This is a genomic window from Kineococcus xinjiangensis, assembly GCF_002934625.1.
Taxonomy (GTDB): Bacteria; Actinomycetota; Actinomycetes; order Actinomycetales; family Kineococcaceae; genus Kineococcus_A; species Kineococcus_A xinjiangensis.
Genome location: NZ_PTJD01000005.1, coordinates 159,787 through 186,059, shown reverse-complemented (window position 1 = coordinate 186,059; position 26,273 = coordinate 159,787). Strand labels below are relative to the sequence as shown.

The 26,273-nt window shown below is 75.6% G+C and carries 23 protein-coding genes and 1 pseudogene; 3 read left to right on the top strand and 21 right to left on the bottom strand.

The features are described 5' to 3' along the window. Positions 1–78 precede the first annotated feature (78 nt). From pyk to hisI, 11 genes are all read right to left on the bottom strand, one after another. On the bottom strand, positions 79–1,521 hold the full coding sequence (gene pyk / locus CLV92_RS08890) for a pyruvate kinase (protein WP_104432449.1): 1,443 nt from the start codon (positions 1,519–1,521) through the stop codon (positions 79–81). 140 nt (positions 1,522–1,661) lie between these two features. Next, positions 1,662–3,119 carry a glutamate synthase subunit beta gene (locus tag CLV92_RS08885; protein ID WP_104432448.1) on the bottom strand — a complete coding sequence of 486 codons (1,458 nt, stop codon included), beginning with the start codon at positions 3,117–3,119 and terminating at the stop codon, positions 1,662–1,664. Beyond that, positions 3,112–7,770 (bottom strand): glutamate synthase large subunit, encoded by a 4,659-nt coding sequence (gene gltB / locus CLV92_RS08880; RefSeq protein WP_104432447.1) that lies wholly within the window; start codon positions 7,768–7,770, stop codon positions 3,112–3,114. Before gltB ends, CLV92_RS08885 begins: the two co-directional genes overlap by 8 nt. 163 nt (positions 7,771–7,933) lie before the next feature. Continuing rightward, a complete protein-coding gene (gene lgt, locus CLV92_RS08875) occupies positions 7,934–8,893 on the bottom strand; it encodes a prolipoprotein diacylglyceryl transferase (protein ID WP_104432569.1) in 960 nt (319 codons plus the stop codon). A 14-nt stretch (positions 8,894–8,907) separates the two neighbouring features. Further along, positions 8,908–9,738: a DsbA family protein gene (locus CLV92_RS08870; RefSeq protein ID WP_158257175.1), complete on the bottom strand. Its 831-nt coding sequence runs from the start codon at positions 9,736–9,738 to the stop codon at positions 8,908–8,910. Positions 9,739–9,832: 94 nt separating this feature from the next. Next, positions 9,833–10,663, bottom strand: a complete 831-nt coding sequence (trpA, locus tag CLV92_RS08865) for a tryptophan synthase subunit alpha (RefSeq protein ID WP_104432445.1) — start codon at positions 10,661–10,663, stop codon at positions 9,833–9,835. Further along, positions 10,657–11,961, bottom strand: a complete 1,305-nt coding sequence (gene trpB, locus CLV92_RS08860) for a tryptophan synthase subunit beta (RefSeq protein WP_104432444.1) — start codon at positions 11,959–11,961, stop codon at positions 10,657–10,659. Before trpB ends, trpA begins: the two co-directional genes overlap by 7 nt. Then, positions 11,958–12,782 (bottom strand): indole-3-glycerol phosphate synthase TrpC, encoded by an 825-nt coding sequence (gene trpC, locus CLV92_RS08855; protein WP_104432443.1) that lies wholly within the window; start codon positions 12,780–12,782, stop codon positions 11,958–11,960. Before trpC ends, trpB begins: the two co-directional genes overlap by 4 nt. A 102-nt stretch (positions 12,783–12,884) precedes the next feature. Continuing rightward, positions 12,885–13,208 (bottom strand): HGxxPAAW family protein, encoded by a 324-nt coding sequence (locus CLV92_RS08850; protein WP_104432442.1) that lies wholly within the window; start codon positions 13,206–13,208, stop codon positions 12,885–12,887. 178 nt (positions 13,209–13,386) lie between these two features. Further along, on the bottom strand, positions 13,387–13,995 hold the full coding sequence (locus CLV92_RS08845; protein ID WP_158257174.1) for a Trp biosynthesis-associated membrane protein: 609 nt from the start codon (positions 13,993–13,995) through the stop codon (positions 13,387–13,389). After that, positions 13,992–14,408: a phosphoribosyl-AMP cyclohydrolase gene (gene hisI, locus CLV92_RS08840; protein ID WP_104432440.1), complete on the bottom strand. Its 417-nt coding sequence runs from the start codon at positions 14,406–14,408 to the stop codon at positions 13,992–13,994. Before hisI ends, CLV92_RS08845 begins: the two co-directional genes overlap by 4 nt. 85 nt (positions 14,409–14,493) lie before the next feature. Between hisI and CLV92_RS08835 the strand changes: the two genes are divergently transcribed. Then, entirely contained in the window at positions 14,494–15,144 is a 651-nt protein-coding gene (locus CLV92_RS08835; protein ID WP_211290988.1) for a TIGR03085 family metal-binding protein, read from the top strand. A gap of 37 nt (positions 15,145–15,181) precedes the next feature. Here the strand turns inward: CLV92_RS08835 and hisF are convergent, their stop codons facing one another. Then, positions 15,182–15,955, bottom strand: a complete 774-nt coding sequence (gene hisF / locus CLV92_RS08830) for an imidazole glycerol phosphate synthase subunit HisF (RefSeq protein ID WP_104432439.1) — start codon at positions 15,953–15,955, stop codon at positions 15,182–15,184. Positions 15,956–16,060: 105 nt separating this feature from the next. Between hisF and CLV92_RS08825 the strand changes: the two genes are divergently transcribed. Together CLV92_RS08825 and CLV92_RS08820 are read left to right on the top strand one after the other, a co-directional pair. Beyond that, positions 16,061–17,329, top strand: a complete 1,269-nt coding sequence (locus tag CLV92_RS08825; RefSeq protein ID WP_104432438.1) for a GNAT family N-acetyltransferase — start codon at positions 16,061–16,063, stop codon at positions 17,327–17,329. Further along, positions 17,311–17,982, top strand: coding sequence for a nucleoside/nucleotide kinase family protein (locus CLV92_RS08820; RefSeq protein ID WP_211290987.1), 672 nt, complete (start codon positions 17,311–17,313; stop codon positions 17,980–17,982). Before CLV92_RS08825 ends, CLV92_RS08820 begins: the two co-directional genes overlap by 19 nt. Positions 17,983–18,028: 46 nt before the next feature. On the opposite strand, the gene CLV92_RS08815 is transcribed toward CLV92_RS08820, so the two are convergent. From CLV92_RS08815 to ribD, 9 genes and pseudogenes are all read right to left on the bottom strand, one after another. Beyond that, positions 18,029–18,520, bottom strand: coding sequence for a PH domain-containing protein (locus tag CLV92_RS08815; RefSeq protein ID WP_211290986.1), 492 nt, complete (start codon positions 18,518–18,520; stop codon positions 18,029–18,031). Next, positions 18,508–19,353, bottom strand: a complete 846-nt coding sequence (gene hisG, locus CLV92_RS08810; RefSeq protein WP_104432437.1) for an ATP phosphoribosyltransferase — start codon at positions 19,351–19,353, stop codon at positions 18,508–18,510. The genes CLV92_RS08815 and hisG overlap by 13 nt, the downstream gene beginning before the upstream one ends. Positions 19,354–19,415: 62 nt before the next feature. Next, entirely contained in the window at positions 19,416–19,679 is a 264-nt protein-coding gene (locus CLV92_RS08805) for a phosphoribosyl-ATP diphosphatase (protein ID WP_104432436.1), read from the bottom strand. 103 nt (positions 19,680–19,782) lie between these two features. Then, positions 19,783–22,452, bottom strand: a complete 2,670-nt coding sequence (locus CLV92_RS08800) for a bifunctional FO biosynthesis protein CofGH (protein ID WP_211290985.1) — start codon at positions 22,450–22,452, stop codon at positions 19,783–19,785. A gap of 69 nt (positions 22,453–22,521) precedes the next feature. After that, positions 22,522–23,007: a 6,7-dimethyl-8-ribityllumazine synthase gene (ribH, locus tag CLV92_RS08795; RefSeq protein WP_104432435.1), complete on the bottom strand. Its 486-nt coding sequence runs from the start codon at positions 23,005–23,007 to the stop codon at positions 22,522–22,524. A 62-nt stretch (positions 23,008–23,069) separates the two neighbouring features. Then, positions 23,070–23,714: pseudogene (gene ribB / locus CLV92_RS08790) on the bottom strand (3,4-dihydroxy-2-butanone-4-phosphate synthase); the annotation flags it as partial. Continuing rightward, the gene (gene pnuC, locus CLV92_RS08785) at positions 23,711–24,433 is read right to left on the bottom strand and encodes a nicotinamide riboside transporter PnuC (protein ID WP_104432433.1); all 723 of its coding nucleotides are present in this window, start codon (positions 24,431–24,433) and stop codon (positions 23,711–23,713) included. The gene pnuC and the pseudogene ribB, both read right to left, overlap by 4 nt. After that, complete coding sequence (locus CLV92_RS08780; RefSeq protein WP_104432432.1) at positions 24,430–25,098, bottom strand: riboflavin synthase; 669 nt, start codon at positions 25,096–25,098, stop codon at positions 24,430–24,432. Before CLV92_RS08780 ends, pnuC begins: the two co-directional genes overlap by 4 nt. Before the next feature lies 1 nt (position 25,099). After that, the gene (ribD, locus tag CLV92_RS08775; protein WP_104432564.1) at positions 25,100–26,155 is read right to left on the bottom strand and encodes a bifunctional diaminohydroxyphosphoribosylaminopyrimidine deaminase/5-amino-6-(5-phosphoribosylamino)uracil reductase RibD; all 1,056 of its coding nucleotides are present in this window, start codon (positions 26,153–26,155) and stop codon (positions 25,100–25,102) included. Positions 26,156–26,273 lie beyond the last annotated feature (118 nt).

The window sequence follows — 26,273 nt, the reverse complement described above, 5'->3', positions numbered from 1 at the left end:
CGGCGGGGGCGCCACCTCACGGTGGCACCCCCGCCGTTCGCGCTCCCGGCCCGCACGGGGCGGGCCGGGAGCCGGACGTCAGTCCGCGTAGCCGGGCGCCGCGACGTTGACCGCGTCGCCGATGCGGTGCACGCGCACCGCGTTGGTGGAGCCGGCGATGCCGGGCGGGGAACCGGCCACGATGACCACGAGGTCGCCCTCCTGGCAGCGGCCGTACTCCAGCAGCTGCGTCTCGACCTGGCGGACCATGTCGTCGGTGTGCTTGACCATCGGGCCCAGGAAGGTCTCGACGCCCCAGCTCACGCACAGGCGCCGCTGCACCGCCGGGTCGGGGGTGAAGGCGAGCAGGGGGATGCGCGGGCGCAGCCGGGACATGCGGCGGGCGGAGTCACCGGTGGTGGTGAAGGTGACCAGGAACTTCGCGCCCAGCACCTCGCCGATGCTCATCGCCGCGGCGGTCACGGCACCGCCCTTGGTGTGCGGCGTGCTGCCGAGGGGGGCGATGCGGTCGGCGCCGTGGGTCTCGGTGTTCTCGATGATCCGGGCCATCGTCTGCACGGCCTCGAACGGGAAGTCGCCGACGCTCGTCTCCCCCGACAGCATCAGGGCGTCGGTGCCGTCCAGCACCGCGTTGGCGCAGTCGGAGGCCTCCGCGCGGGTCGGGCGCGGGCTGGTGATCATCGACTCGAGCACCTGCGTGGCCACGATGACCGGCTTGGCCTGCCGCCGCGCGAGCTCCACGATGCGCTTCTGGACGAGAGGGACCTCCTCCAGCGGCAGCTCCACCCCGAGGTCGCCGCGCGCCACCATGAGGCCGTCGAAGGCCGCGACGACCTCGCGGAGGTTGTCGACCGCCTGCGGCTTCTCGACCTTGGCGAAGACGGGCACGTGGATGCCCTCCTCCGCCATGATCTGGCGCACGTCCTCGGCGTCGGCCGCGTTGCGCACGAAGGAGAGGGCGACGAGGTCCACGCCGAGCTTCAGGGCGAAGCGCAGGTCCTCCTTGTCCTTCTCCGACAGCGCGGGGACGCTGACCGCGACGCCGGGCAGGTTGATGCCCTTGTTGTTGGAGACGGGGCCGGGGACGGTGACCTCGCAGTGCACGCGGGGGCCCTCGACCTCGAGCACCCGCAGCCCGACCTTGCCGTCGTCGATGAGGATGCGGTCACCGGCGCCGACGTCGCCGGTCAGACCCTTGTAGGTGGTGGAGACCAGTTCCCGCGTGCCCTCGACGTCCTCGGTGGTGATGGTGATGCGGTCCCCCACGGCGAGCATGTGGGGGCCGTCCACGAACCGGCCGAGGCGGATCTTGGGACCCTGCAGGTCGGCGAGGATGGCGACGGGACGGCCGGTGGCCTCGCTCGCGGCGCGCACGCCGGCGAAGTTCTCGGAGTGCTCGGCGTGGGAGCCGTGACTGAGGTTCATCCGGGCGACGTCCATGCCCGCGGTGACCAGCGCCTGGAGACGCTCAGAACCGGCGACCGCCGGGCCGAGCGTGCAGACGATCTTCGCTCTGCGCATGGTGCGAGCCTATTGCGTCGCACCGAGCGGGGGGACGCGGGGCACGGCGGTGCGTGGAACTGTTGCGGGAAGCGCTTTCCGGAAAAGGGGAACGGCCCCGCCCGCCGCGGAAGCGGTGGACGGGGCCGGCTTTCGACGCCTCAGGCCATCAACGGCCGGGCGTGCGCCTCGATCGGGAAGGGCAGGGTCGTCGACCCCATGAGGTAGGTGTCCACCGCCGCCGCGCAGGCGCGGCCCTCGGCGATCGCCCACACGATGAGCGACTGCCCGCGACCGGCGTCACCGGCGACGAAGACACCCGGCACCGACGTGCCGTAGCGGGCGTCGCGCACCAGGTGCGTGCGCTCGTTCGCCTCCAGCCCCAACTGCCCCAGCAGAGGGCTCTGCTCCGGGCCGGTGAACCCGATGGCCAGCAGCACCAGCTGCGCCGGCAGCACCCGCTCGGTGCCCTCCACCGGCGTCCAGCGCCCGTCGACCTTGCGCGCCTCGACGACCTGCACGCCGCTCACCCGCCCGTCCTCACCGAGGAACTCGGTGGTGCTGGCGGAGAAGACCCGGTCGCCGCCCTCCTCGTGGGAGGAGGAGACCGAGAAGATCTTCGGCATGGTCGGCCACGGCTCGTCGTCCACCCGCTCGCTCGCCGCCTGCGGGTAGATGTCGAGCTGCGTGACGGACTTCGCGCCCTGGCGCAGCGCGGTCCCGTAGCAGTCGGAGCCGGTGTCGCCGCCGCCGATGATGACCACGTCGAGGCCCGCGGCGTCGATGAGGCCCTCCGGGTCCTGCTCCCCCACCGCGACGCGGTTGGTCGGCGGCAGGTACTCCATGGCCTGGTGGATGCCGGCCAGGTCGCGGCCGGGGTAGTCCACGTCGCGCCACTGGGTGGCGCCCACGGCCACCACCACCGCGTCGTAGCGGTCCCGCAGCTGGTCCCCGGTGAGGTCCGCGCCCACGTCCACGCCCGGACGGAACCGCGTGCCCTCCGCCTCCATCTGGGCCAGGCGGCGGTCCAGCACCACCCGCTCCATCTTGAACTCGGGGATGCCGTAGCGCATCAGCCCACCGATCTTGTCGGCGCGCTCGAACACCGCGACGGTGTGGCCGGCCCGGGTGAGCTGCTGCGCGGCCGCGAGGCCCGCGGGCCCCGAGCCGACGACCGCCACCGTCTTGCCGGTCAGCCGCTCCGGCGGCCGCGGCTCCAGCCAGCCGTGGTCGACCGCGCTCTCGGCGATGGCCTCCTCGACCTGCTTGATGGTCACGGCCGGCTGGTTGATCCCCAGCACGCAGGCCGACTCGCAGGGCGCCGGGCACAGCTTCCCGGTGAACTCCGGGAAGTTGTTCGTCGCGTGCAGCCGCTCCGACGCCTCGTGCATGTCGCCGCGCCACACCAGGTCGTTCCACTCGGGGATGAGGTTCCCCAGCGGGCAGGCGTTGTGGCAGAAGGGGATGCCGCAGTCCATGCAGCGCCCCGCCTGGCGGCGCAGCGTGGCGGAGTCCTGGCGCTCGTAGACCTCGCGCCAGTCCATCAGCCGCAGCGGCACCGGCCGCCGGGGCGGGAGCTCCCGCTGGCGGACCTTGAGGAAACCGCGGTTGTCAACCATGCGAAGCCTCCATGATGCGGGTCATGACCTGCTCGTCGTCGGGCGAGAGGCCCTCGGCGGCGGCAGCCGCCCGCACCTCCAGGACGCGGCGGTAGTCACGCGGGACGACGGTGGTGAAGCGCTGACGGGACGCGCCCCAGTCGGCGAGGAGCTTGCCCGCGACCACCGAGCCGGTGTGCTCGCGGTGCGCGACCAGCAGGTCGTGGACACGGGCCGCCGCGGCGTCGTCCATCGGCTCCAGGTCCACCATCTCGGTGTTGACCCGGTGCTCCTTCAGGTCGAGCACGTGCGCCAGCCCACCGGACATCCCGGCCGCGAGGTTGCGCCCGGTGCGGCCCAGGATGACCACCTCGCCACCGGTCATGTACTCCAGCCCGTGGTCGCCGACGCCCTCGACGACCGCGGTGGCACCGGAGTTGCGCACGCAGAAGCGCTCGCCCACCTCGCCGCGCAGGAACAGCTCACCCGACGTCGCGCCGTAGCCGATGACGTTGCCGGCCACGATGTTGCGCTCGCGCGGGCCGGAGGAGCGGTCGGGGCGGACGATGACCCGGCCGCCGGACAGGCCCTTGCCGACGTAGTCGTTCGTGTCGCCCAGCAGGCGGATGGTGACGCCGCGCGGCAGGAAGGCGCCCAGGGACTGCCCGCCCGAACCGGTCAGCGTGATGTCGATCGTGCCGTCGGGCAGCCCCGCCTCGCCGTGGCGCGTGGTCACCTCGTAGCCGAGCATCGCGCCGATCGTGCGGTTGACGTTGCGGACCGGCAGTTCGATCCGCACCGGCCGGCCGTGCTCCAGCGCCTCGCGGCTGCGCTCGATGAGCACGTGGTCCAGGGCCTTCTCCAGCCCGTGGTCCTGCACGGTCGTGCGGCGCAGCGGGGTGCCCTCCGGCACGTCCGGGCGCGACAGGACCGGGGTGAGATCCAGGCCCGCGGCCTTCCAGTGGTCCACGGCGCGCCGGGCGTCGAGCAGCTCCACGTGGCCGATCGCCTCGTCCAGGCTGCGGAAGCCGAGCGTCGCGAGGTACTCCCGCACCTCCTGCGCCAGGAACTCGAAGAAGTTCACGACGTGGTCGGCCTGCCCGGCGAAGCGGCTGCGCAGCTCCGGGTTCTGAGTGGCGATGCCGACCGGGCAGGTGTCGAGGTGGCAGACGCGCATCATGATGCAGCCCTCGACCACGAGCGGTGCCGTGGCGAAGCCGAACTCCTCCGCGCCCAGCAGCGCGGCGATGATGACGTCGCGGCCGGTCTTGAGCTGGCCGTCCACCTGGACGCTGATGCGGTCGCGCAGGCCGTTGAGGACCAGCGTCTGCTGCGTCTCCGCCAGCCCCAGCTCCCACGGGCCACCGGCGTGCTTCAGGCTCGTCAGCGGGGCCGCGCCCGTGCCACCGTCGTAGCCGGAGACCAGCACCACGTCCGCCTTCGCCTTGCTGACACCCGCGGCGACCGTGCCGATGCCGATCTCCGACACGAGCTTCACGTGCACCCGGGCCGTGCGGTTGGCGTTCTTCAGGTCGTGGATGAGCTGGGCGAGGTCCTCGATGGAGTAGATGTCGTGGTGCGGCGGCGGCGAGATCAGTCCCACGCCCGGCGTGGAGTGCCGGGTGCGGGCGATGTTCGGGTACACCTTGTGCCCGGGCAGCTGACCGCCCTCGCCCGGCTTCGCGCCCTGCGCCATCTTGATCTGCAGGTCCGTGGCGTTGGCCAGGTAGTTGCTCGTCACCCCGAAGCGGCCCGAGGCGATCTGCTTGATCGCGCTGCGTCGCTGCGGGTCCACGAGGCGCTCGACGTCCTCGCCGCCCTCACCGCTGTTGGACTTCGCGCCCAGGCGGTTCATGGCGATGGCGAGGACCTCGTGGGCCTCCTTGCTGATCGAGCCGTAGCTCATCGCACCCGTGGAGAAGCGCTTGACGATCGAGCTGACGGGCTCGACCTCCTGCACCGGCACGGGCTCGCGCACGCCCTTGCGCAGGTGCAGCAGCCCCCGCAGCGTCATCAGCTGCTCGGCCTGCTCGTCCACGCGGCGGGTGTACTGGCGGAAGACGTCGTAGCTGCGGGTGCGGGTGGAGTGCTGCAGCTTGAAGACCGTCTCGGGGTCGAACAGGTGCGCCTCGCCGTCCCGGCGCCACTGGTACTCCCCGCCCGTGTCCAGGCGGCGGTGCGCCGGCGGCAGGCCGTCGACGGGGTACGCGGTCCGGTGCCGGCGCGCGACCTCCTCGGCGAGCACGTCCAGGCCCACCCCGCCGAGGCGGGAGGTGGTGGCCGTGAAGTACTCGTCCACCAGCGTCTGCGACAGCCCGAGCGCCTCGAACACCTGCGCCCCGCAGTAGGAGGCGACCGTCGAGATGCCCATCTTGCTCATGACCTTCAGGACGCCCTTGCCGAGCGCCTTGATGAGGTTGCGCACGGCCGTCTCGGCGTCCACGTCCGGCAGCGCGCCGTGGCGGACCATGTCCTCCACGGTCTCCATCGCCAGGTACGGGTTGATGGCCGCCGCGCCGTAGCCGACGAGGAGGGCGACGTGGTGCACCTCGCGCACGTCGCCGGCCTCGACGATCAGGCCGACCTGCGTGCGGGTGCGCTGGCGCACCAGGTGGTGGTGCACCGCGGAGGTGATGAGCAGCGACGGGATCGGCGCCAGCTCCGCGGTGGAGTCGCGGTCGGAGAGCACGACGAACACCGCCCCGTCGGCGATGGCCTGGCTGACCTCCGCGCGGATCTCCTCGATGCGGCGGGCGAGCTCCGCCCCACCGCCGGAGACGCGGTACAGGCTCTTCACGATCGACGTCGTACGGCCCGGGTTCTTCCGGTCGCGGTCGATGTGGACGATCTTGGCGAGCTGGTCGTTGTCGATGACCGGGAACGGCAGGACGAGCTGCTGCGCGTGCTCCGGCGTCGCCGACAACAGGTTGCGCTGCGGGCCCGTCGTCGCGATCAGGGAGGTGACGAGCTCCTCGCGGATGGCGTCCAGCGGCGGGTTCGTCACCTGCGCGAAGAGCTGCTTGAAGTAGTCGAAGAGCAGCCGCGGCCGCGTCGACAGCACCGCGAGCGGCGTGTCGGAGCCCATCGAGCCGATCGGCTCCGCACCGGCGCGCGCCATCGGCGCGAGCAGCAGGCGCAGCTCCTCCTCCGTGTAACCGAAGGTCTGCTGCCGGCGCGCCACCGAGGCGTGCGTGTGCACGACGTGCTCGCGGGCGGGCAGGTCCTGCAGGTGCATGATGTTGTCGGCCAGCCACTGCGCGTACGGGTTCTGCGCCGCCAGCTCGGACTTGACCTCCTCGTCCTCGACGATGCGGCCCGCCGCGGTGTCGACGAGGAACATCTTCCCCGGCTGCACCCGCCCGCGGGTCACGACCGAGGCCGGGTCGAGGTCCAGCACGCCGACCTCGCTGGCCAGGACCACGAGGCCCTCGTCGGTGATCCAGTAGCGCGAGGGCCGCAGGCCGTTGCGGTCCAGGACGGCGCCGATGACGGTGCCGTCGGTGAAGGTCACGCTCGCCGGGCCGTCCCAGGGCTCCATGAGCATGGAGTGGTACTCGTAGAACGCCCGCTTCGCGGGGTCCATCTCGGTGTGGTTCTCCCACGCCTCGGGGATCATCATCAGCACCGCGTGCGGCAGCGATCGGCCGGACAGGTGCAGCAGCTCCAGCACCTCGTCGAAGGAGGCGGAGTCCGAACCCTCGGTCGCGCAGATCGGCGACAGCCGCTGCACGCCGCCGGGGATCAGGTCCGTCTCCAGCTGGCTCTCCCGCGCCGCCATCCAGTTGCGGTTGCCGCGCACGGTGTTGATCTCGCCGTTGTGGGCGATGAGGCGGAACGGGTGCGCCAGCGGCCACGACGGGAACGTGTTGGTCGAGAAGCGCGAGTGCACCAGCGCAAGCTCGGTGGTGTACCGGCGGTCGGACAGGTCCGGGTAGAACGGCTCCAGCTGCCCGGTGGTCAGCATGCCCTTGTAGACCAGCGTCCGGCTGGACAGCGACGGGAAGTACACGCCCAGGTCGCGCTCGGCGCGCTTGCGCACCGCGTAGGCGCGCCGGTCCAGCACGACGCCCGTCTCCTCGACGCCGGCGGCGTCGGCGGGGCCGGTGAGGAAGACCTGCCGGAAGCAGGGCATGCAGGAGCGCGCCGAGGCGCCCACCAGGTCGGGGGTCACCGGCACGTCGCGCCAGGCCAGGACGGTGCAGCCCTCCTCGGCGGCGATCGCCTCGATGCCGGCGACGGCCGCCTCGCGGGCGGTCTCCTCCGCGGGGAGGAAGGCGGTGCCGACGGCGTAGCGGCCGGCCCGCGGCAGCTCGACGCCGGTCTCCTCGCGCAGCACCTCGCGCAGGAAGGCGTCCGGCACCTGCGTCAGGATCCCGGCGCCGTCACCGGTGTCCGTCTCCGCACCCACCGCGCCGCGGTGGTCGAGGTTGCGCAGCGCCGTCAGGGCGTGCTCGACGATGTCGTGCCCGGCCTCGCCGCGCATGGTCGCCACGAACGCGACACCGCAGGCGTCGCGCTCGGCGCGGGGGTCGTACAGACCCTGCGCGCCGGGCTGCGTCGAGAAGGGCCTGACCGCGGCCGTCGCGGCGCGCGCGGTGCCCAGGGCGGTCGTGCCCTGGGCGGCCGTCTGCCGTGCCGTCGTGCCGTGGTCAGCCATGCCGGAGTGAGCCATGCGGGTGCACCGTCCTCGGGGGAGGTCCAGGACCTCGGTGGACAGGGGGTGGATCGGGGGGACCTGACGACCCCCGGCTGGTCACCGGGGAGACGAAGGGGTGCAGGACGGCGCTGGCCCGCGGTTCACATTCACTGTAATGGAGGGGGAGGACCTGATGAGGTCACGGAGTGGAAGCACCACCATCCGGCGGTGTCCGCCGCGCTGCCCTACCCGCGTCGTCCGCAGCGTCCGGGGTGCCCGGCGCGTCGGGGTGCCCCTCCCCCGTCGTGGCGGGAGCGGGGTCGCGCAGCAGCTGCTCGCTGACGCCGGGGTTGCGGCGTCGTGAGCGCACGAACACGGCGAGCGCGACGAGGAGCACGATAGCGCTCACCCAGATGTTCACGCGCAGGCCCAGGATCTCGTTGGCGTCGTCGATGCGCAGCGCCTCGATCCAGACGCGGCCGGCGGTGTACAGCACGACGTAGAGCGCGAAGACCTGCCCGTCGACCAGGCGGAGGCGCCGCTGCAGCACCAGCAGCACCGCCAGCGACGCCAGGCACCACAGCGACTCGTAGAGGAACGTGGGGTGGTAGGTGCCCAGCACGACGGGCTCGCCGTCGGGGCCGCGCACCGCCCGCCCCGCCGCGTCGTCCCACTGGTGGATGCGCACGGCCCACGGCAGGTCCGTGGGGCGGCCGTAGAGCTCGTTGTTGAACCAGTTGCCCCACCGGCCCAGCGCCTGCGCGACGAGCAGACCCGGCGCGAGGGCGTCGGCGACGGGGGGCAGGCGGTAGCCGGCCCGGCGCGCGCCGATCCAGGCCCCGACGGCACCGAGCGCCACGGCGCCCCAGATGCCGAGGCCGCCCTCCCAGATGTAGAGCGCCCGGACGGGGTCGCCCTCCGGACCGAAGTACGCCTGCGGGGAGGTGATGACGTGGTAGATCCGGGCGCCGACCACACCGAAGGGCACCGCCCAGATGGCGATGTCGGCGATCAGGTCGGGGCGCCCGCCCTTCGCGCGCCACAGGCGCTCGGAGAGGAGCACGCCGACGACGATCCCGGCGACGATGCACAGCGCGTAGGCGCGGATCGGGACGGGCCCGAGGTACCAGACCGCCTGGACGGGGCTGGGGATCTCCATGGCGATGCCGGTGGTCACCGGGCGGCCTCCTTCGCGGCGCTGACCTGCTCGCGCAGGAACGTGGTGACCGACCCGGAGCGCAGCTCTTCCGGGTCGAGGGTCCTCGGCTGCCCGCCCGGAGGGGTGAGCTGGACGGTCGGGGTGGACGTGACGTCGGCGGGCATGGCCTCCTGCACGCGCTCGACGAAGCCTGCGTACGTGCCCGCACGGACCGCCTCGCGCCAGCGCCCGAGGTCCTCGACGCCCGCGTCGCGGGCGGCGGCCTCCAGGTCGGCGCCGGCGTACCCGGCGCCCTCCTCCTCGGGCTGGCGCTCGAACACCTCACGGGTGTACTCGGCGAAGCGGCCCTGCTCGGCCGCGGCGGCCGCGCCCTGGGCGGCCCGGCTGGAGGAGTCCCCGCCGAGGTGGTCGTCGAGGAAGCTCAGCGTGTGCACCACCACCTCGGCGTCGCCGTCGGCGGCCAGGCGGCTCAGCTCCTCCCCGGCCGCGGCGTCGAAGCGCGCGCAGAAGGGGCACTGGTAGTCCAGCCAGACGTCGAGGCGGGGAGCGCCCGGGTCCGGGGTGCCGGGCAGGGGGAAGCCCCCGGCCGGACCGGTCGCCGCCGTCGGGGTCGGCCCGTCCGCGGTCCCGCCCGAGCGGGCGACGAGCACGGCGACCACTGCGACCACGGCGAGCACCGCGACGACGACACCGGTCACCACGCCCACCCGCCGGCGCCTGGCGGCCGCGGCCTCCCGCACGCGCTGGGCCGCAGCGCGCTCCTCGCGGGCGCGCCGGGCCTCCGCCTCGCGGGCCTGGGTCGCGGGGTTGCCGGATCGGGGCCGGGCCCGCTTCTGGGCGCTCACAATCCCTCCAACGCACGTCGGTCGGCGTTCCGGGACGGACACCGCCTCCGCGGCTCGCCCCCCGCCGGGAGCCGGGCGTGGCCCTCGGCGACGTTCAGCGCTGCCGCACCCCGGCAGCCAGGTCCGCGGCCAGCGCGGCGGCCCGGCGCACGCCCGAGGCGCGGTCCTCGGCCTCCAGCAGGCACCGGACGAACGCCGAGCCGACGATGACGCCGTCGGCGTAGGCGGCGACCTCCGCGGTCTGCTCGGCCGTGGAGACTCCCAGACCGACGCAGACCCGCTCGGCCCCGGCGGCCCGGGTGCGCTCGACGAGACCCCGGGCTCCGGCACCGACCGTGGCCCGGGCCCCGGTGACGCCCATCAGGGAGGCGGCGTAGACGAAGCCGCGGCACGCCTCCGCCGTGGAGCGCAGCCGCGCCGGGGTGGACGACGGGGCGACCAGGAACACCCGCTCGAGGTCGTGCTCGTCGCTGGCCCGGATCCACTCGGCGGCCTCGTCGGGGATGAGGTCGGGCGTGATCAGGCCCGCGGCACCGGCACCGGCCAGGTCGGCGGCGAAGCGCGAGACGCCGTAGCGGTCCACCGGCGGCCAGTACGTCATGACGAGCACGGCGGCGCCGGTGGCGGCGACGGCCTCCACCGCCCGCAGCACGTCCGCGGGGCGCGTCCGGGCGGCCAGGGCCGCGTCCACCGCCCGCTGGATCACCGGCCCGTCCATCGTGGGGTCGGAGTACGGCAGGCCCAGCTCGACGACGTCGGCGCCGGAGTCGACCAGTGCCTTCGCGGCCTCGATGCTGCCCTCGACGTCCGGGAAGCCGACGGGCAGGTACGCCACGAGCGCGGCGCGCCCCTCGGCGCGGGCGGCGTCCACGGCGGCCGCCGAGGTCCGCGTCCCGGTCCGTCCCGCCGTCGAGGCGCTCACCATCCCGATCCCTCCGTCTGCGACGGCGTCTCCGCCACCCGCGCGGCCTCCGAGGCCACCAGGTCGGCGTCGCTGACCAGCCCGAACCAGCGGGCCGCGGTGTCCACGTCCTTGTCCCCGCGCCCCGACAGGCTCACGAGCACGACGCCCTCCGGGCCGAGCTCCCGGCCCAGCACCAGGGCGCCGGCGAGGGCGTGCGAGCTCTCGATCGCCGGGATGATCCCCTCGGTGCGGCACAGCAACCGGAAGGCCTCCATCGCGTCGGCGTCGGTCACGGGCCGGTACTGGGCCCGCCCGCTCGCCGCCAGCCAGGCGTGCTCCGGCCCGACGCCCGGGTAGTCCAGGCCCGCGGAGATCGAGTGGCTCTCCAGCGTCTGCCCGTCCTCGTCCTGCAGCACGAAGGAGCGCGAACCCTGGAAGACGCCGCTGCCGCCGCCGGTGATGGACGCGGCGTGCCGGCCCGTGTCCACGCCGTCGCCACCGGCCTCCAGGCCGAGCAGGCGCACGTCGGGGTCCTCGAGGAAGGCGTGGAAGATGCCGATCGCATTGGAGCCGCCACCGACGCACGCGCAGACGGCGTCGGGCAGGCGCCCGACGAGGTCCAGCACCTGCTGGCGCGCCTCCAGGCCGACGATGCGCTGCAGGTCGCGGACCAGCACCGGGAAGGGGTGCGGACCGGCGACCGTGCCGAAGAGGTAGTGCGTCGTCTCCACCGACGCCACCCAGTCGCGGAAGGCCTCGTTGACGGCGTCCTTGAGCGTGCGGCTGCCGATGGTGACGGGGACGACCTCGGCACCGAGCAGGCGCATCCGGGCGACGTTGAGCGCCTGGCGGCGGGTGTCCTCCTCGCCCATGTAGATCGTGCACTCCAGGCCCAGCAGCGCCGCCGCGGTCGCCGTCGCCACCCCGTGCTGGCCGGCGCCGGTTTCCGCGATGACGCGGGTCTTGCCCATCCGGCGGGTCAGCAGCGCCTGCCCCAGCACATTGTTGATCTTGTGCGAGCCGGTGTGGTTCAGGTCCTCGCGCTTGAGCAGGATGCGCGCCCCGCCGGCGTGCTCCGCGAAGCGCCGCGCCTCAGTCAGCAGGCTGGGACGGCCCGAGTAGGTGCGGTGCAGGTGGTCCAGCTCCGCCAGGAACGCCGGGTCGGCCATCGCCTCCCGGTGGGCGGCGTCGATCTCGTCCAGTGCCGCCACGAGCGCCTCCGGCACGAAGCGGCCGCCGAAGTCCCCGAAGTAGGGGCCGCGCTCCCCCGCGAGACCGCCCACCGCGGGCCAGTCCGACGACGCCCGGACCGCGCTCACGGGCGCACCGCCTGCACCGCCGGGTGGGAACCGGCCGCGACGAGGTCGGCCACCGCGCGGCGGGGGTCGTCGCCCGTGACGAGGGACTCCCCCACCAGGACCGCGTCCGCGCCGGCGCGGGCGTAGTCGACGACGTCGTGGGGACCGCGCACGCCCGACTCCGCGATCCGCACGACGGAGTCGGGGATGAGGGGGGCGAGGCGGTGGAAGGCCGTGCGGTCCACCTCGAGGGTCTTGAGGTTGCGGGCGTTGACGCCGATCACCTGCGCACCGGCGTCGAGGGCGCGCCCGACCTCGTCCGCGTCGTGCACCTCCACCAGCGCCGTCATGCCCAGGGAGGCCGTCCGCTCGATCAGGGAGACCAGCGCCTCCTGCTCCAGGGCCGCCACGATCAGCAGGATCACGTCCGCGCCGTAGGCGCGGGCCTCCCACAGCTGGTACGAGCCGACGACGAAGTCCTTGCGCAGCACCGGCACGTCCACGGCGCAGCGCACCGCCCGCAGGTCGTCGAGGCTGCCCCCGAAGCGGCGCTGCTCGGTGAGGACGCTGATGACGCTGGCGCCGCCCGACTCGTACTGGCGGGCCAGGTCCGCCGGGTCGGGGATGTTCGCCAGCGCCCCCTTGCTCGGGCTGGCTCGCTTCACCTCGGCGATCACCTTGACACCGCGGGCCTCGGGCTCTCGGGGCCGCAGCAGCAGCCGCGCGTCGCGCGCCGGGACCTGCCGCTGCGCTCGCTCGCGCAGGGTGTCCAGATCGGTCACCGCCTGGCGCGCGCGCAGGTCCTCGCGGACACCGTCCAGGATGTCGTCCAGCACCGTCACGGAGGCGATGCTAGTCCCGCCGCGGCACCGCTCCCGCCCCGGCGGTGCGCCAGGCACCCGGCAGGGCCTGCGCGCCCGCCGGAACGGGTCAGCCGCGCCCGGTCAGCTCGCCCCGGGACGGTGCGCGCCGGCGGCACCGCCGTGCGCGCCCTTGGCCCCGTAGCCCATCTTCGACAGGACCATGCCGAGGACCGGCGCGAGCAGCATCATCACGCCGCCGACGATCCCCATCGGGATGTTGACGAAGACGACCGCCAGGGACGCGATGAGACCGCCGAGCAGCGCCAGGCCCACGGCGCTCCACGCCGCGGGCGTGCTGCCGTGGCCGTGCTCGTCGACCACCTCGGCGGGCCCGTCGGGCTGCGCGTTCCTCGACGCCTGCGCCGGCGTCACCGGACGACCCGCCGTGCCACCGCTCTGCTCCACGTGCTCTCTCCTCAGCGCCTGCGCCCCGTGCGGGGGTGCGGAAGTCCCGGTCCACCGACAGGGAGCGCGCCCCCGGTCGGTCGCTCCACCGTACCGTCGAGCTCCCGCGGCGATCGGGCGGTGGAGCGCGACCGCCCCGCGGCGGCACCTCCGGGCGCCCGACGGGGCGGCGCACCGCTCACCGGGTCGGGTCGTCACCCCGGGAGAGGCTGTCCCAGGCGGCCGCCGGATCCGCCGCCGGGTCGGCCGCGGGGGCGGGTCCACCCGGCGCACCGGCGACCGCGGCGGCGGGGCGCTCGTGCCGGGCGGAGACGTCCCACGAGCGCCCGCGCAGCAGCACCCCGGCACCGGCCACCGCCACCACCAGGCCACCGGCCGCGGCCACCCACGGCCAGGGCGCGACCGCGGCGCCCCCGGCCGGCACCGCGGCCGCACCCGTGCGCTCCGCTGCTGCCGCGGCCACCACCGGGGCCGGGGACAGCGCCACCGGCACCGCGGCGGCCACGACCCCCGCCCCGGCCAGCACGAGGACGACCGCCGCCCCCGCCCGCGCCACCCGCCGCCCCAGCGAGCACGCCACGACGGCGGTGAGCGCCACCAGGGCGGCCGCCGAGACCCCCGGGGCCGCCACCGCGCCGCGCACGGCCACGTCCACGTCCCCCACCGGGCCCGGAACGGCCGCACGCACCCACACCTGGGCCTGCGCCGCCAGCGCCAGCAGCCCGCCCGCGGCGGCCGCGAGGAGGTGGGTGGCGCGGGAGCGCCGGACGGCGCCCGGCGCGCTCACCCCTCCCGCCCGGCCACCACCACGGGCAGGGGGCGGGCGAGGAAGCAGGTGCGCTCACCGGTGTGGCAGGCGGCCCCCACCTGCTCCACCTGCAGCAGGATCGCGTCGCCGTCGCAGTCCAGGGACGCCGAGCGCACCCACTGCACGTGGCCGGAGGTGTCGCCCTTGCGCCACAGCTGCTGCCGGCTGCGGCTGTAGTACGTGGCGCGCCCGGTGGTGAGGGTGGCGTGCAGCGCCGCGTCGTCCATCCACGCCACCATCAGCACCTCGCCGGTGTCGTGCTGCTGCACCACGGCGCACACCAGCCCGGCGGCGTCGCGCTTGAGGGCCGCCGCCAGCTCCGGGGGCAGCGGGCCGGGCTCCGGCGGGTCCGGGGCGTCGCCGGGCGGGGGGTTGCTGCTCGCGTCTGCCACCCGCCGATGATGGCACCGCCGGGGCGCGGGTCCGCCGTCCGCCTCCGCCGTGTGCCCGCCCGCCCGCTCGTGCCACGATCTCCTCGTGCCCGTGCTGAGAAGCCTGCCCGCCGACACCAGCTACGCCGCCGAGGAGCGCTCCGCCCTGTGCGACAGCGCGCTCGAGGCGGGGCCCGACGCCCCCACCCTGTGCGCCGGCTGGACCGTGCGCGACCTGATGGTGCACCTCGTCGTCCGCGACGGCCGCCCGCTCGCCGCCGTCGGCACCGCGCTGCCTCCCCTGCGGGGCCTCGGCCGCCGGGTCGTGGCCGAGCTCGGCGCGCTGCCCTTCGAGGAGCTCGTCGAGCGGGTGCGCACCGGCCCGCCGCGGTGGAACCCCACCGCCCTGCCGGGCCTGGGCCGCCTCGTCAACGGGGCGGAGTTCTTCGTGCACCACGAGGACGTGCGCCGGGCGCAGCCGCACTGGGCGCCGCGCCGGCTGCCGGCCGACGTCAGCGCATCGCTGTGGCGGTCGGTGCGGTCCTTCGGCCGCCTCGCCTACCGCCGCGCCGGGGTGGGGGTCGTGCTCGTCGTGCCCGGCGGGCAGCGCGCCGTGGTGCGCCGCGGCTCGTGGGCGGTGAGCATCGCCGGGCAGCCGGGAGAGCTGCTCCTGCACGCCTTCGGCCGCGGCTCCAGGGCCCTGGTCGACATCGACGGCAGCCCGGAGGCGCTGCGGCGGTTCACGGCACCCGGCTGAGCCCGCGGCGGCGGGTGGGGGGCGGCGGGGGGCGCCGTCAGCGGACGGGGTGGCCGCCCGCCCGCACGGCGTCCTTCACCTGCCCGATGGTGAGCTCGCGGAAGTGGAAGACGCTCGCGGCGAGCACCGCGTCCGCACCCGCGGCCACGGCCGGCTCGAAGTGCTCCAGCGCACCGGCCCCGCCCGAGGCGATCAGCGGGACGCTGACCACGTTCCGCACCAGGCCGAGCAGCTCCAGGTCGTAGCCGGCCTTGGTGCCGTCGGCGTCCATGGAGTTCAGCAGCACCTCCCCCGCCCCCAGCTCGGCGGCGCGCACCGCCCACTCCACCGCGTCGAGGCCGGTGCCGCGGCGTCCGCCGTGGGTGGTCACCTCGAAGCCGGAGGCCGTGGCCGGTGCCCCGGGCTGGACGCGGCGGGCGTCGACGGACAGCACGAGGACCTGACTGCCGTAGCGGTCGGCGATCTCCGCGATGAGCTCGGGGCGGGCGATGGCCGCGGTGTTGACGCCCACCTTGTCCGCGCCCGCGCGCAGCAGCCGGCCCACGTCGGCCACCGTGCGCACGCCGCCGCCGACGGTGAGCGGGATGAAGACCTGCTCGGCGGTGCGCGAGACGATCTCGTAGGTCGTCTCGCGGGCGTCGGAGGAGGCCGTGACGTCGAGGAAGGTGAGTTCGTCGGCGCCCTCGGCGTCGTAGCGCCGCGCCAGCTCCACGGGATCACCGGCGTCCCGCAACCCGGCGAAGTTGACGCCCTTGACGACGCGCCCCGCGTCGACGTCCAGGCAGGGGATCACACGCACGGCCACGCTCACGACCGCAGCGTAGGGCCCGCGCCGCCGCGACCGGTGCGGGGCCGCCCCGCGGGGTGCCGGCGAACCCCCGGGCGGCGCGTCGGTCGCAGCGGCTAGCGTCGGCGCGTGACCCCTCCCAGCCGCACCGGCAGCCCCGCGATCGAGGTCGTGGACGTCGACGTCGAGGACACCGACGCCCTCACCCGCTGGTCCGAGATGCTGGGCACGGCGTTCATGGAGGACCGGCCGGACCCGACCTCCGTGGCGCACCGCCGGGAGCGGCTGCGCGGGCAGCGGCTGCGCGCCGGCGCGGTGGAGGGGCGGCTGGTCGCCAGCCTGCGCTCCTTCGACACGGAGCTGACGCTGCCGGGCGGCCGCCTCGTGGGCGCCAACGCCGTCTCCTCGGTCGCCGTGCTGCCCACCCACCGCCGCCGCGGCCTGCTCAGCGCCCTGATGCGCACCGACCTGCGTCAGGCCCGCGAGCGCGGCGCCGCCGTGAGCGTCCTCATCGCCAGCGAGGCGCCGATCTACGGCCGCTACGGCTTCGGCGCGGCCACCGAGTGCGCCTCCTGGACCGTGGACGCCGACCGGGCCCGCTTCCGCGGCGACGCCCCCCGCGACGGCGGCGCGCTGGAACTGGTCGACGCGAGGGAGGCGCGCGCGGACCTGGCCGCCGTCCACGACCGCGTCCGGCGCCGCCGCGCCGGGGAGCTGCTCCGCGACGAGCAGTGGTGGAACCACACCACGGGGGTCGTGCCGAACCCGCGCGCCTGGGGGCCGCGCAGCCGCACGGTGCTGCGCCGCGGCCCGGACGGCGTCGCCGACGGGTACTGCACGTACACGCCGGCGGAGTCCTGGCAGGGCCGGGTGTCCAGGAGCACCCTGACGGTGCACGAGCTGTCGGCGACCACGCCGGCGGCCACGAGGGCGCTGTGGGAGTACTGCACCTCCGTCGACTGGGTCCGTTCGGTGCGGGCGGAGGACCGGCCCGTCGACGAGCTGCTGCCGTGGCTGCTGGAGGACCCCCGCGCCGCCCAGCGCAGCGGCCAGGACGACTTCCTGTGGGTGCGCATCCTCGACACCGCGGCCGTGCTGCGGGCGCGCTCCTACCGCGGGGCGGCGCGGCTGGTGCTGCGCGTGCACGACGACGCCGGCCCGGCCGCCGGGACGGTGGCGCTGGAGACAGGCGCGGGCGGCGCCGAGGTCGCACCCACCGACGCGGCACCGGACGTGGAGCTGACGGTGGACGCCCTCGCCGCCCTGCTGCTCGGGGGCACGAGCGCCACCACGCTGGCCCGGGCGGGGCGGCTGCAGGCGCGGGACGAGGCGGTGCTGGCGCGAGCCGCGGACGTCCTCGGCACCGGCGAGGCCCCGTGGTGCGCGACGTCGTTCTGAGGCCGGTGGGGGCGGGCGGGCCCTCGACGCCGGGACCGGGCGCGGAGGGGCTGCCGCGAGCCGGCGCACCGGTCACCGCGGAGGCCCTCGCGGCGCTCGTGGCCGCCCACCCGCCCCGCGCGGGCGGAACCCGGGTCGTGGCCGTCGACGGGCCCTCCGGCTCGGGCAAGACGACTCTCGCCGCCGCCCTCGCACCCCTGCTGGGCGGCGCGCAGGTGGTGCACATGGACGAGCTCTACCCCGGCTGGGACGGCCTGGCCGACGCCGTGCCCCTGCTGCTGGAGTGGGTGCTGCGGCCGCTGGCGCAGCGCCGCCCGGCGGCCTACCGCCGCTACGACTGGGTGGCGGGGCGGCACGCGGAGGAGCACCCGGTGCCCGCCGCCGCGACGCTGCTGCTGGAGGGCGTCGGCTGCGGGGCCCGGGCCTGCGCACCGCACCTGTCGGCGCTGCTGTGGCTGGAGGCGCCCCCGGAGCTGCGCCACGCGCGGGGGATCGCCCGCGACGGGGAGGCCTACGCCCCGCACTGGCACCGGTGGCGGCGCCAGGAGGAGCTCCACTTCGCCGCGGAGGGCACGCGGGGCCGCGCCGACGTGCGGCTGGACACCGGCGGCCCCGGCGGGTCCGCGGACCCGGTCCTGCGGCTGCTGCCGTGACCCCCGACCGGCGCGGGGAAGCAGGGCGGGCTCGGGCGGCGCAGCCTCAGGCGGGGCGGGTGTGCAGCTCGACCAGCGTGGCGAGCCTGCCCGCCTGCTCGTGCGCCCACGCCCCGTCGGCGCGCTGGATCGCCATCACGGCGTGGTTCTCCCCGTCGCTGAGGTCGAGCGTCAGCCAGGGGTTGCCGCCGCCGAAGCGCACCGCCACGATCGTCGCCCACGGCACGCGGGTCGTCAGGAAGACGTTGCGGACCACGAGCGCGTCCGCCGTGGGCACGGCGCGCACCCCGACCAGGCGCAGGACCCCCGCCCCCAGCAGCGCCCCGAAGGCCACGCACAGCAGGGAGTCCAGCACGGTCCAGCCGGGCAGGCCGCTGCCCAGCATGGCGGCGCCCACCACGGCCAGGACGACGAAGATGCCCACCGCCAGCGGCACCCCCACCGCGCGCGCCCTCCGGGGGCGGAACGGTGCGCTCAGCCGCGCGATCGCCTCCTCGCGGGAGAGCCGCCCACCGGTCGGCTCCGTCACAGCCGGCACGCGTGGATGCTGGTGACCAGGATCGCCCGCGCGCCGAGGTCGTAGAGCTCGTCCATCACGCGGTTGGTCGCGTTGGCGCGCACCATGGCCCGCACGGCGACCCAGTCGGGATCGGCCAGCGGGGAGACGGTCGGCGACTCCAGGCCCGGGGTGATCTCGAAGGCCCGCTCGACGAGGCTGCGCGGGCAGTCGTAGTCGACGATGACGTACTGGCGGGCCACCAGGACGCCCTGCAGGCGCCGCACGAGGACCTCGACGGCCGGGGAGGGCTCCGCGCCGGCGCGGCGCACGAGGACGGCCTCCGACGTCATGACCGGCTCCCCGAACACCTCCAGGCCCGCCGCCCGCAGCGTGGTCCCGGTCTCCACCACGTCGGCGATGACGTCGGCGATGCCCAGCGCGATGGCCGTCTCGACCGCGCCGTCCAGGTGGACGATGTCGGCGGAGACGCCGTGCTCGGCCAGGTGCTTGCCCAGCAGGCCGGAGTAGCTGGTGGCGATGCGCCGGCCCTGCAGGTCGCCCACGCCCGTGGCCGTGCCCGGGCGGCCGGCGAAGCGGAAGGTGGAGCGGGCGAAGCCCAGCGGCAGCACCTCCGAGGCGGGGGCGCGCGAGTCCAGCAGCAGGTCGCGGCCGGTGATGCCGACGTCGAGGGTGCCGGAGCCGACGTAGAGAGCGATGTCGCGGGGGCGGAGGAAGACGAACTGCGCGTTGTTCGCGGGGTCGTCGAGGAGGAGCTCCTTCGCCTCGCGGCGCTGGCTGTAGCCCGCCTCGCGGAGCATGGCGCTGGCCGCCTCCGACAGCGAGCCCTTGTTGGGGACGGCGATGCGCAGCACGGGAGCTTCTCCTGTGGTCGGGCGGACGGTCGCGGGGGGGCCGCCGGGCGCGGCCGGGGACGTCACAGGTGGGCGTAGACGTCGTCGAGGGTCAGGCCGCGGGCGATCATGAGGACCTGCAGGTGGTACAGGAGCTGGGAGATCTCCTCCGCGGTGCGCTCCGGCCCCTCGTGCTCGGCGGCCATCCACACCTCGGCCGCCTCCTCGACGACCTTCTTCCCGATGGCGTGCACACCGGCGTCGAGCTGCACGACGGTGCCGGATCCGGCGGGGCGGGTGCGGGCCTTGTCGCTGAGCTCGGCGAACAGGTCGTCGAAGGACTTCACGGGGCGCGAGTCTAGGCGGTCCCGGGGCACGACTCCGGCCGCCGGGGCGCTCGGGACGGCGGGCACCGGCGCGCCGGTGATCCGCCCGGGGCCGAGGTCGGCGTCAGGGGCGCTGCTCGGCGGCTGCGGCGCTCGCGGCCCGCCGCTGGTCCGGCAGCGGCGCCTCCCCGCCCGCCACGTCCGCGCGCCCCACGTCCCCGTACGTCGTCGTGCGCTGCCGCAGCGGGCGGCCGATGCCCGCCGTGATCTCCGCCAGCTCCGCCACCGTCTTCGCCGAGCCGTGCTCCGAGCCGGCCATCCGGCTGATCGTCTCCTCCATCAGCGTCCCGCCGAGGTCGTCGGCGCCGCCGGTGAGCATCGTCCGGGTGCCGTCCACGCCGAGCTTCACCCACGACGTCTGCACGTGGTCGATGCGCCCGTGCAGCAGCAGCCGCGCCACCGCGTGCACCGCCCGGTCGTCGCGCCGCGTCGGCCCCGGCCGCGCCACCCCCGCCAGGTACACGGGCGCGTTGGTGTGCACGAACGGCAGCGGCACGAACTCGGTGAAGCCGCCGGTGCGGTCCTGCACCTGCGCCAGCGTCCGCAGGTGCTGCACCCAGTGGCGGGGGTGGTCGACGTGGCCGTACATCATCGTCGAGCTCGACGGGATGCCCAGGGAGTGCGCCGTCTCCACCACCTCGATCCACGCGGCGGTGGGCAGCTTCCCCTTGGTCAGCACCCAGCGGACGTCGTCGTCGAGGATCTCCGCGGCGGTGCCCGGGATGGACCCGAGGCCGGCCTCCTGCACCTCCACGAGCCAGTCCCGCACGGAGACCCCGGCCTTCGCCGAGGCGGTGGCCACCTCCATCGGGCTGAAGGCGTGCACGTGCATGTCCGGGACGGCGTCCTTCACGGCGCGCACGATCGCGGCGTAGTCACCGGGGCCGAGGTCCGGGGAGATGCCGCCCTGCAGGCACACCTCCGTCGCGCCCAGCGCCCGGGCCTGCACCACCCGGGAGGAGATCTCCGCCAGGGACAGGGTGTAGGCGTCGGCGTCGGTCTTGCGCTGGGCGAAGGCGCAGAAGCGGCAGCCCACGTAGCAGACGTTGGTGAAGTTGATGTTCCGGTTCACGACGTACGTCACCTCGTCGCCGACCACCGCGCGGCGCACGTCGTCGGCGAGCGCGGTGAGCGCCTCCAGGCCCTCCCCCTCGGCCATCATCAGCGCCAGGTACTGCGCGTCGCTGAGGGCGGCGGGGTCCTCGGCGGCGCGGCGCAGGGCGTTGGCGACGTCGGCGTCCAGGCGCTCCGGGGCGCTGGCCGCGGCCGCGCGGGTGCCCGCTGCCCGGTCGGCGCCCACCCGCTCCGCGACGGCGTCCCAGTCGCCGTAGACGTCGTCGAAGTCGCCGCGACGGTCGCCCGTGCGGCCGGTGGTGTCCACCTCGGCGTGCAGGCCGGTGCGCCCCGTCCCGACGCCAGCGGCGGCCAGCCCGCCGCCGTCGCGCTCCTGCCAGGGCAGCCCGACCGCGGCCGCCCCCTCCGCGGCCAGGCCCGTCGCCGGGTCGGCCAGTGCCCCGACGTGGGGGTGCAGGCGCGGGTCGATCCACGGCTCGTCGCGGTGCAGGGACCCCAGCACGAAGCGCGGGTGGGCGGTCAGCCGCTCCGCCAGCCGCAGCCCCGCCTCGCCCGTCCAGCGGGCCAGGTCCTCCAGGTGCGGCCACGGCCGCTCGGGGTTGACGTGGTCCGGGGTGACCGGCGAGACCCCGCCCCAGTCGTCGACGCCCGCGGCGAGGAGGGCGTGCAGCTGCCCGGGCTCGGACAGGTTCGGCGGGGCCTGCAGGCTCACCGACGGGCCCAGCAGCAGCCGCGCCACGGCGATGGTCGCGAGGTACTCCTCGTGGCCGAGGTCACCGCTGCGGCGCATGGCGGTGTCGTCCTTGGCGCGGAAGTTCTGGACGATGACCTCCTGCACGCCCCGGTACTCCCGCGCCACCCGACGGATGGCGAGGAGGGAGTCGACGCGCTCGGCCGGGGTCTCCCCGATGCCGACGAGGATGCCCGTCGTGAACGGCACCCCGACGCGACCGGCGTCCTCCAGCACCCGCAGCCGCACGTCGGGGTCCTTGTCGGGGGAGCCGAAGTGCGGCTGCCCGGGCTCCTCGAACAGCCGCCGCGACGTCGTCTCCAGCATCATCCCCAGCGAGGGCGCGACCGGCTTCAGGCGCTGCAGCTCCGCCCAGCTCATCACCCCCGGGTTCAGGTGCGGCAGCAGGCCCGTCTCCTCCAGCACGCGCACGGACATCGCCCGCACGTAGGAGAGGGTGTCGTCGTAGCCGTGGGCGTCCAGCCACTCCCGCGCGGCCGGCCAGCGCTCCTCCGGGCGGTCGCCGAGGGTGAACAGCGCCTCCTTGCAGCCCTGCGCGGCGCCGGCGCGGGCGATGTCCAGGACCTCGTCGGGGGACAGGAACGGCGCGGGCAGCCGGCCTGGCACCGTCGCGAAGGTGCAGTAGTGGCACCGGTCGCGGCACAGCCGGGTGAGGGGGATGAACACCTTGCGGCTGTAGGTGACGGTGCCGGGCCGGCCGGCGGCCAGCATGGCGGCGTCGCGCACCGCGGTCGTCGCCGCGCACAGCGCCTGCAGGTCGGCGCCGCGGGCGTGCAGGAGGACCTCGGCCTCGCCGGCGTCCAGCGCCTTGCCGTCGCGGGCGCGCGCCAGGGCACGGCGCAGCTGCGAGGCGGTCGGCGGCACGACGACGGGCGGCAGCGGGCGGGCGCCGGGGCTCTGGTGCGTCACCGGCGCGACGCTACTCCGGGCCTCGCCCGCCGCCGCAACGCCACCCGCCGTCGCGCCCGCAGACGGGCGTCAGCTCGTGCGGGGGGCGACCTCGCGCAGCGCCACGGCCGTCTCCAGCGCCGCCAGCACCGCCTCGCGGCCCTTGTCCTCCCGCGAGCCGCGCAGTCCCGCCCGGTGCAGGCCCTGCGACTCGTTCTCCACGGTCAGGACCCCGAACCCCACCGGGACCCCGGTGCTGGTGGCCACCTCGGTCAGGCCCATCGTCGCGGCCTGGCAGATGTAGTCGAAGTGCGGGGTGCCGCCCTTGATGACGACCCCGAGGGCCACGACGGCGTCGTAGTCGCCGGTGCGGGCCAGGCGCGCGGCGGCGACGGACAGCTCGAACGAGCCGGGCACCCGCACCGTCGTGACGTCGGTGACGCCGGAGTCCTGCAGTCCCTGCTGGGCCCCCGCCAGGAGACCCCCCATGATCTCCTCGTGCCAGCGCGCCGCGACCAGCGCCACCTTCAGGCCTGTGCCGTCGACCGCGAGGTCCGGGCTGCCGTCTCCGCTCATCGCGTTCCTCCTCCGTGTGCCGTGGACGCGCCCGCTCCGGTCGCGTCCGTGCTGCCGTGCCCGGCGGCCAGGTAGCCGGCGAGCTCCTCGATCGTGACGAAGGGCAGCGAGAAGCGCCTGCCCAGCTCCAGCAGTTCGGCGCGGCGCGCCATCGAACCGTCGTCGTTGACCACTTCGGCGATCACCGCCACGGGCTGGAGCCCCGCGAGCCTGCAGAGCTCCACGGACGCCTCGGTGTGACCCGGACGCTCCAGCACGCCACCCGGACGGGCGCGCAGCGGGAACACGTGGCCGGGGCGCACGAGGTCACCGGGACGCGCCGCGGGATCGGCGAGCACGGTGAGGGTGCGTGCCCGGTCGGCGGCGGAGATGCCGGTGCCCACGCCGCTCGCGGCGTCGACGCTGACGGTGTAGTCGGTGCGCAGGGAGTCCTCGTTGCAGGCCACCATCGGCGGCAGGTCGAGGGCCGCGGCGCGCTCGAACGGCATGGGCGCGCAGAGCATCCCCGAGGTGTGCCGCACCGTCCAGCCGATCCACTCGGGCGTGGCCAGCTCGGCGGCGAGGACCACGTCGCCCTCGTTCTCCCGGTCGTCGGCGTCGGCGACCAGCACGGGCCGGCCCGCGCGCAGGGCCTCCAGGGCGGCGGCGAGGGCGGCGGGCAGCTCGGCCGGGGTGGTCCCGGCGGCGGTCGTGGGGTCGGCGCTCATCCGAGGGTCTCCATGCTGGGGTCGGTGGCGGCGGGCAGCGCCGAGGTGGGTCGGGGGCTGGTCTGGAGGGCGAGCCGGCGCTGGGTGCGCCACCACACGGCGAAGCCCACGAGGCAGAAGACGCCGTAGAAGCCGTACATGACGGCGGAGGGGTAGAAGCCGCCCTGGAGGAGCAGCGGCACGCCGACGACGTCGACCGCGATCCAGACGAGCCAGAAGTCCACCCAGCCGCGGGCCATCCCGTAGGTGGCCAGCAGCGAGCCGGTGAACGTCCAGGCGTCGGCCCACACCGGCGGCCACGACCCCAGCGCCTCGAAGATCGGCGTGAGGAGGGCCGTGAGCCCGACGGCGACGACGAGGAGGCCGGCGCGCTCGCGCCAGGTCGCCCACCGGGGCACGACCGCTCCGTCCGCGCCGCCGCCGGAGCGGCGGGACTCGCGCCACCGCACCCAGCCGTAGACGGACACGGCGACGAACAGAACCTGCCGCCCGGCCTGCCCGAGCAGCGTGGTGCCCTGCGGGGTGGTGAACACGCCGCCGAGGAAGACCGTGAGCAGCAGCAGGTTGCCGACGATGCCGACCGGCCAGGCCCAGACCCGCCGCCGCATCCCGCCGATCGCCGACGCCAGGCCGAAGCCGTTGCCGACGACCTCGCGCACGGAGATCGCACCGGCGCCGATGGGGACGACGCCCGTCAGCAGCCAGTCGAGGAGGTTCACGGCGTCACCCCGGTGTCCGGCGCGGCGGCGGGACGGGCGGTGAGGCGCTCGACGTACTTGGCGAGGACGTCGACCTCGAGGTTGACGGCGTCACCGACCGCGCGGCGCCCGAGGGTGGTGCCCTCCAGCGTGGCGGGGATCAGCGACACGGTGAACGAGGCGCCCGTGCGCCCCTCCCGCGACTTCCCCGCGTCCCCGGCCGGCGCGTCCTCGACGTCCACGACGGTGAGGGACACCCCGTCGACGGTGATGGAGCCCTTGGGCACGACGTAGCGGGCCAGGCCCGCGTCCAGGCCGATGCGCACGACCTCCCAGCGCTCCCCGGGCACCCGCTGCACGACGGTGCCGGTGCCGTCGACGTGCCCCTGCACGACGTGGCCGCCGAGGCGCCCGCCGACGGCGACGGGCCGCTCCAGGTTGACCGCGCGGCCGGGGGCGACGTCGGCGAGGGCCGTGCGCCGCAGCGTCTCGGCCATCACGTCGACGGTGAAGGAGGCGGGGTCGGGCTGGTCGACGACGGTGAGGCAGACTCCGTCGACGGCGATGGACGCGCCGTGCACGGCGTCGGAGGTCACCACCGGCCCGCGCACGGTGAGGCGCGCGGAGTCCTCCCCGCGCTCGACGGCGAGCACCTCGCCGACCTCCTCGACGATCCCGGTGAACACGTCAGGCCTCCTGCGGGTGGGTGGGACGGGAACTGCTGGACGGAGTGGGGCTCGGCGGGGTGGGGCCGGGCGGGCCCGGTCGGGCGGTGAGGCGGACGTCGTCGCCGACGCGGTCGACGGCGCGCAGGTGCAGGCGGGCGGCGGCGTCGATGGAGCCGATGCCCAGGTCGCCCACGGCGGCGGGGCCCGCGCCCAGCAGCGCCGGGGCGAGGTAGGCGACGACCTCGTCGACCAGCCCCGCCCGCCACAGCGCCGCCGCGAGCGTCGGGCCGCCCTCCACCAGGACCGTGCGCACCTCGCGGTCGTGCAGTTGCGCCAGGGCGGCGGTGAGGTCGTCCGTGCGCAGGTGCAGCAGGGGCGCGGCGCCGTCGTGCAGGGCCGCGGCCGCCGGCAGCTCCCGGCGGCCCACGACGACCCGCAGCGGCTGCCGGGCGGCGGGGCGGCCCTGCGCGTCGCGGACGGTCAGGGCGGGGTCGTCGGTCAGGGCGGTGCCGGTGCCGACGAGGACGGCGTCGTGCTCGCCGCGCAGGCGGTGCACGTCCGTGCGGGCCTGCTCACCGGTGATCCACCGGCTGCTGCCGTCGGCCGCGGCGGAGCGCCCGTCCAGGGTGGCCGCCCACTTCCACGTCACCCACGGGCGCCCGCGCCCCACGGCCGTGGACCAGCGCTCGTTGAGCTCCTCGCCCTCGGCGGCCAGGACGCCCGTCTCGACCTCCACCCCGGCCGAGCGCAGCAGCTGCACACCGCCGGCGGCGGCGGGGTTGGGGTCCAGGGCCGCGACGACGACGCGCCGCACCCCGGCCCCCAGCAGCGCCTGCGCGCACGGGCCGGTGCGGCCGGTGTGGGTGCACGGCTCGAGGGTGGCGACGGCGGTCAGCCCCCGCGGGACGTCCCCGGCGAGGGCGGCCAGGGCGGCTGCCTCGGCGTGCGGGGTGCCCGCGCCCCGGTGGTGCCCCTCGGAGACGGTCCGCCCGCGGTCGTCGAGCAGGACGCAGCCGACGCGCGGGTTGGGGCCGGTGCGGGGGCCGAGCGCGGCCAGGTCGAGGGCGCGGCGCATCGCCGCGGTCTCCGCGCTGCTGGCCACGGGCGTCTCCTCCGGTCGGCACCGCGGCGAGGGTGGCCGGAGGGTCGCTGGAAGGCGGGGGACGCCGCGGGACGCGGGCATCCCCCGACGG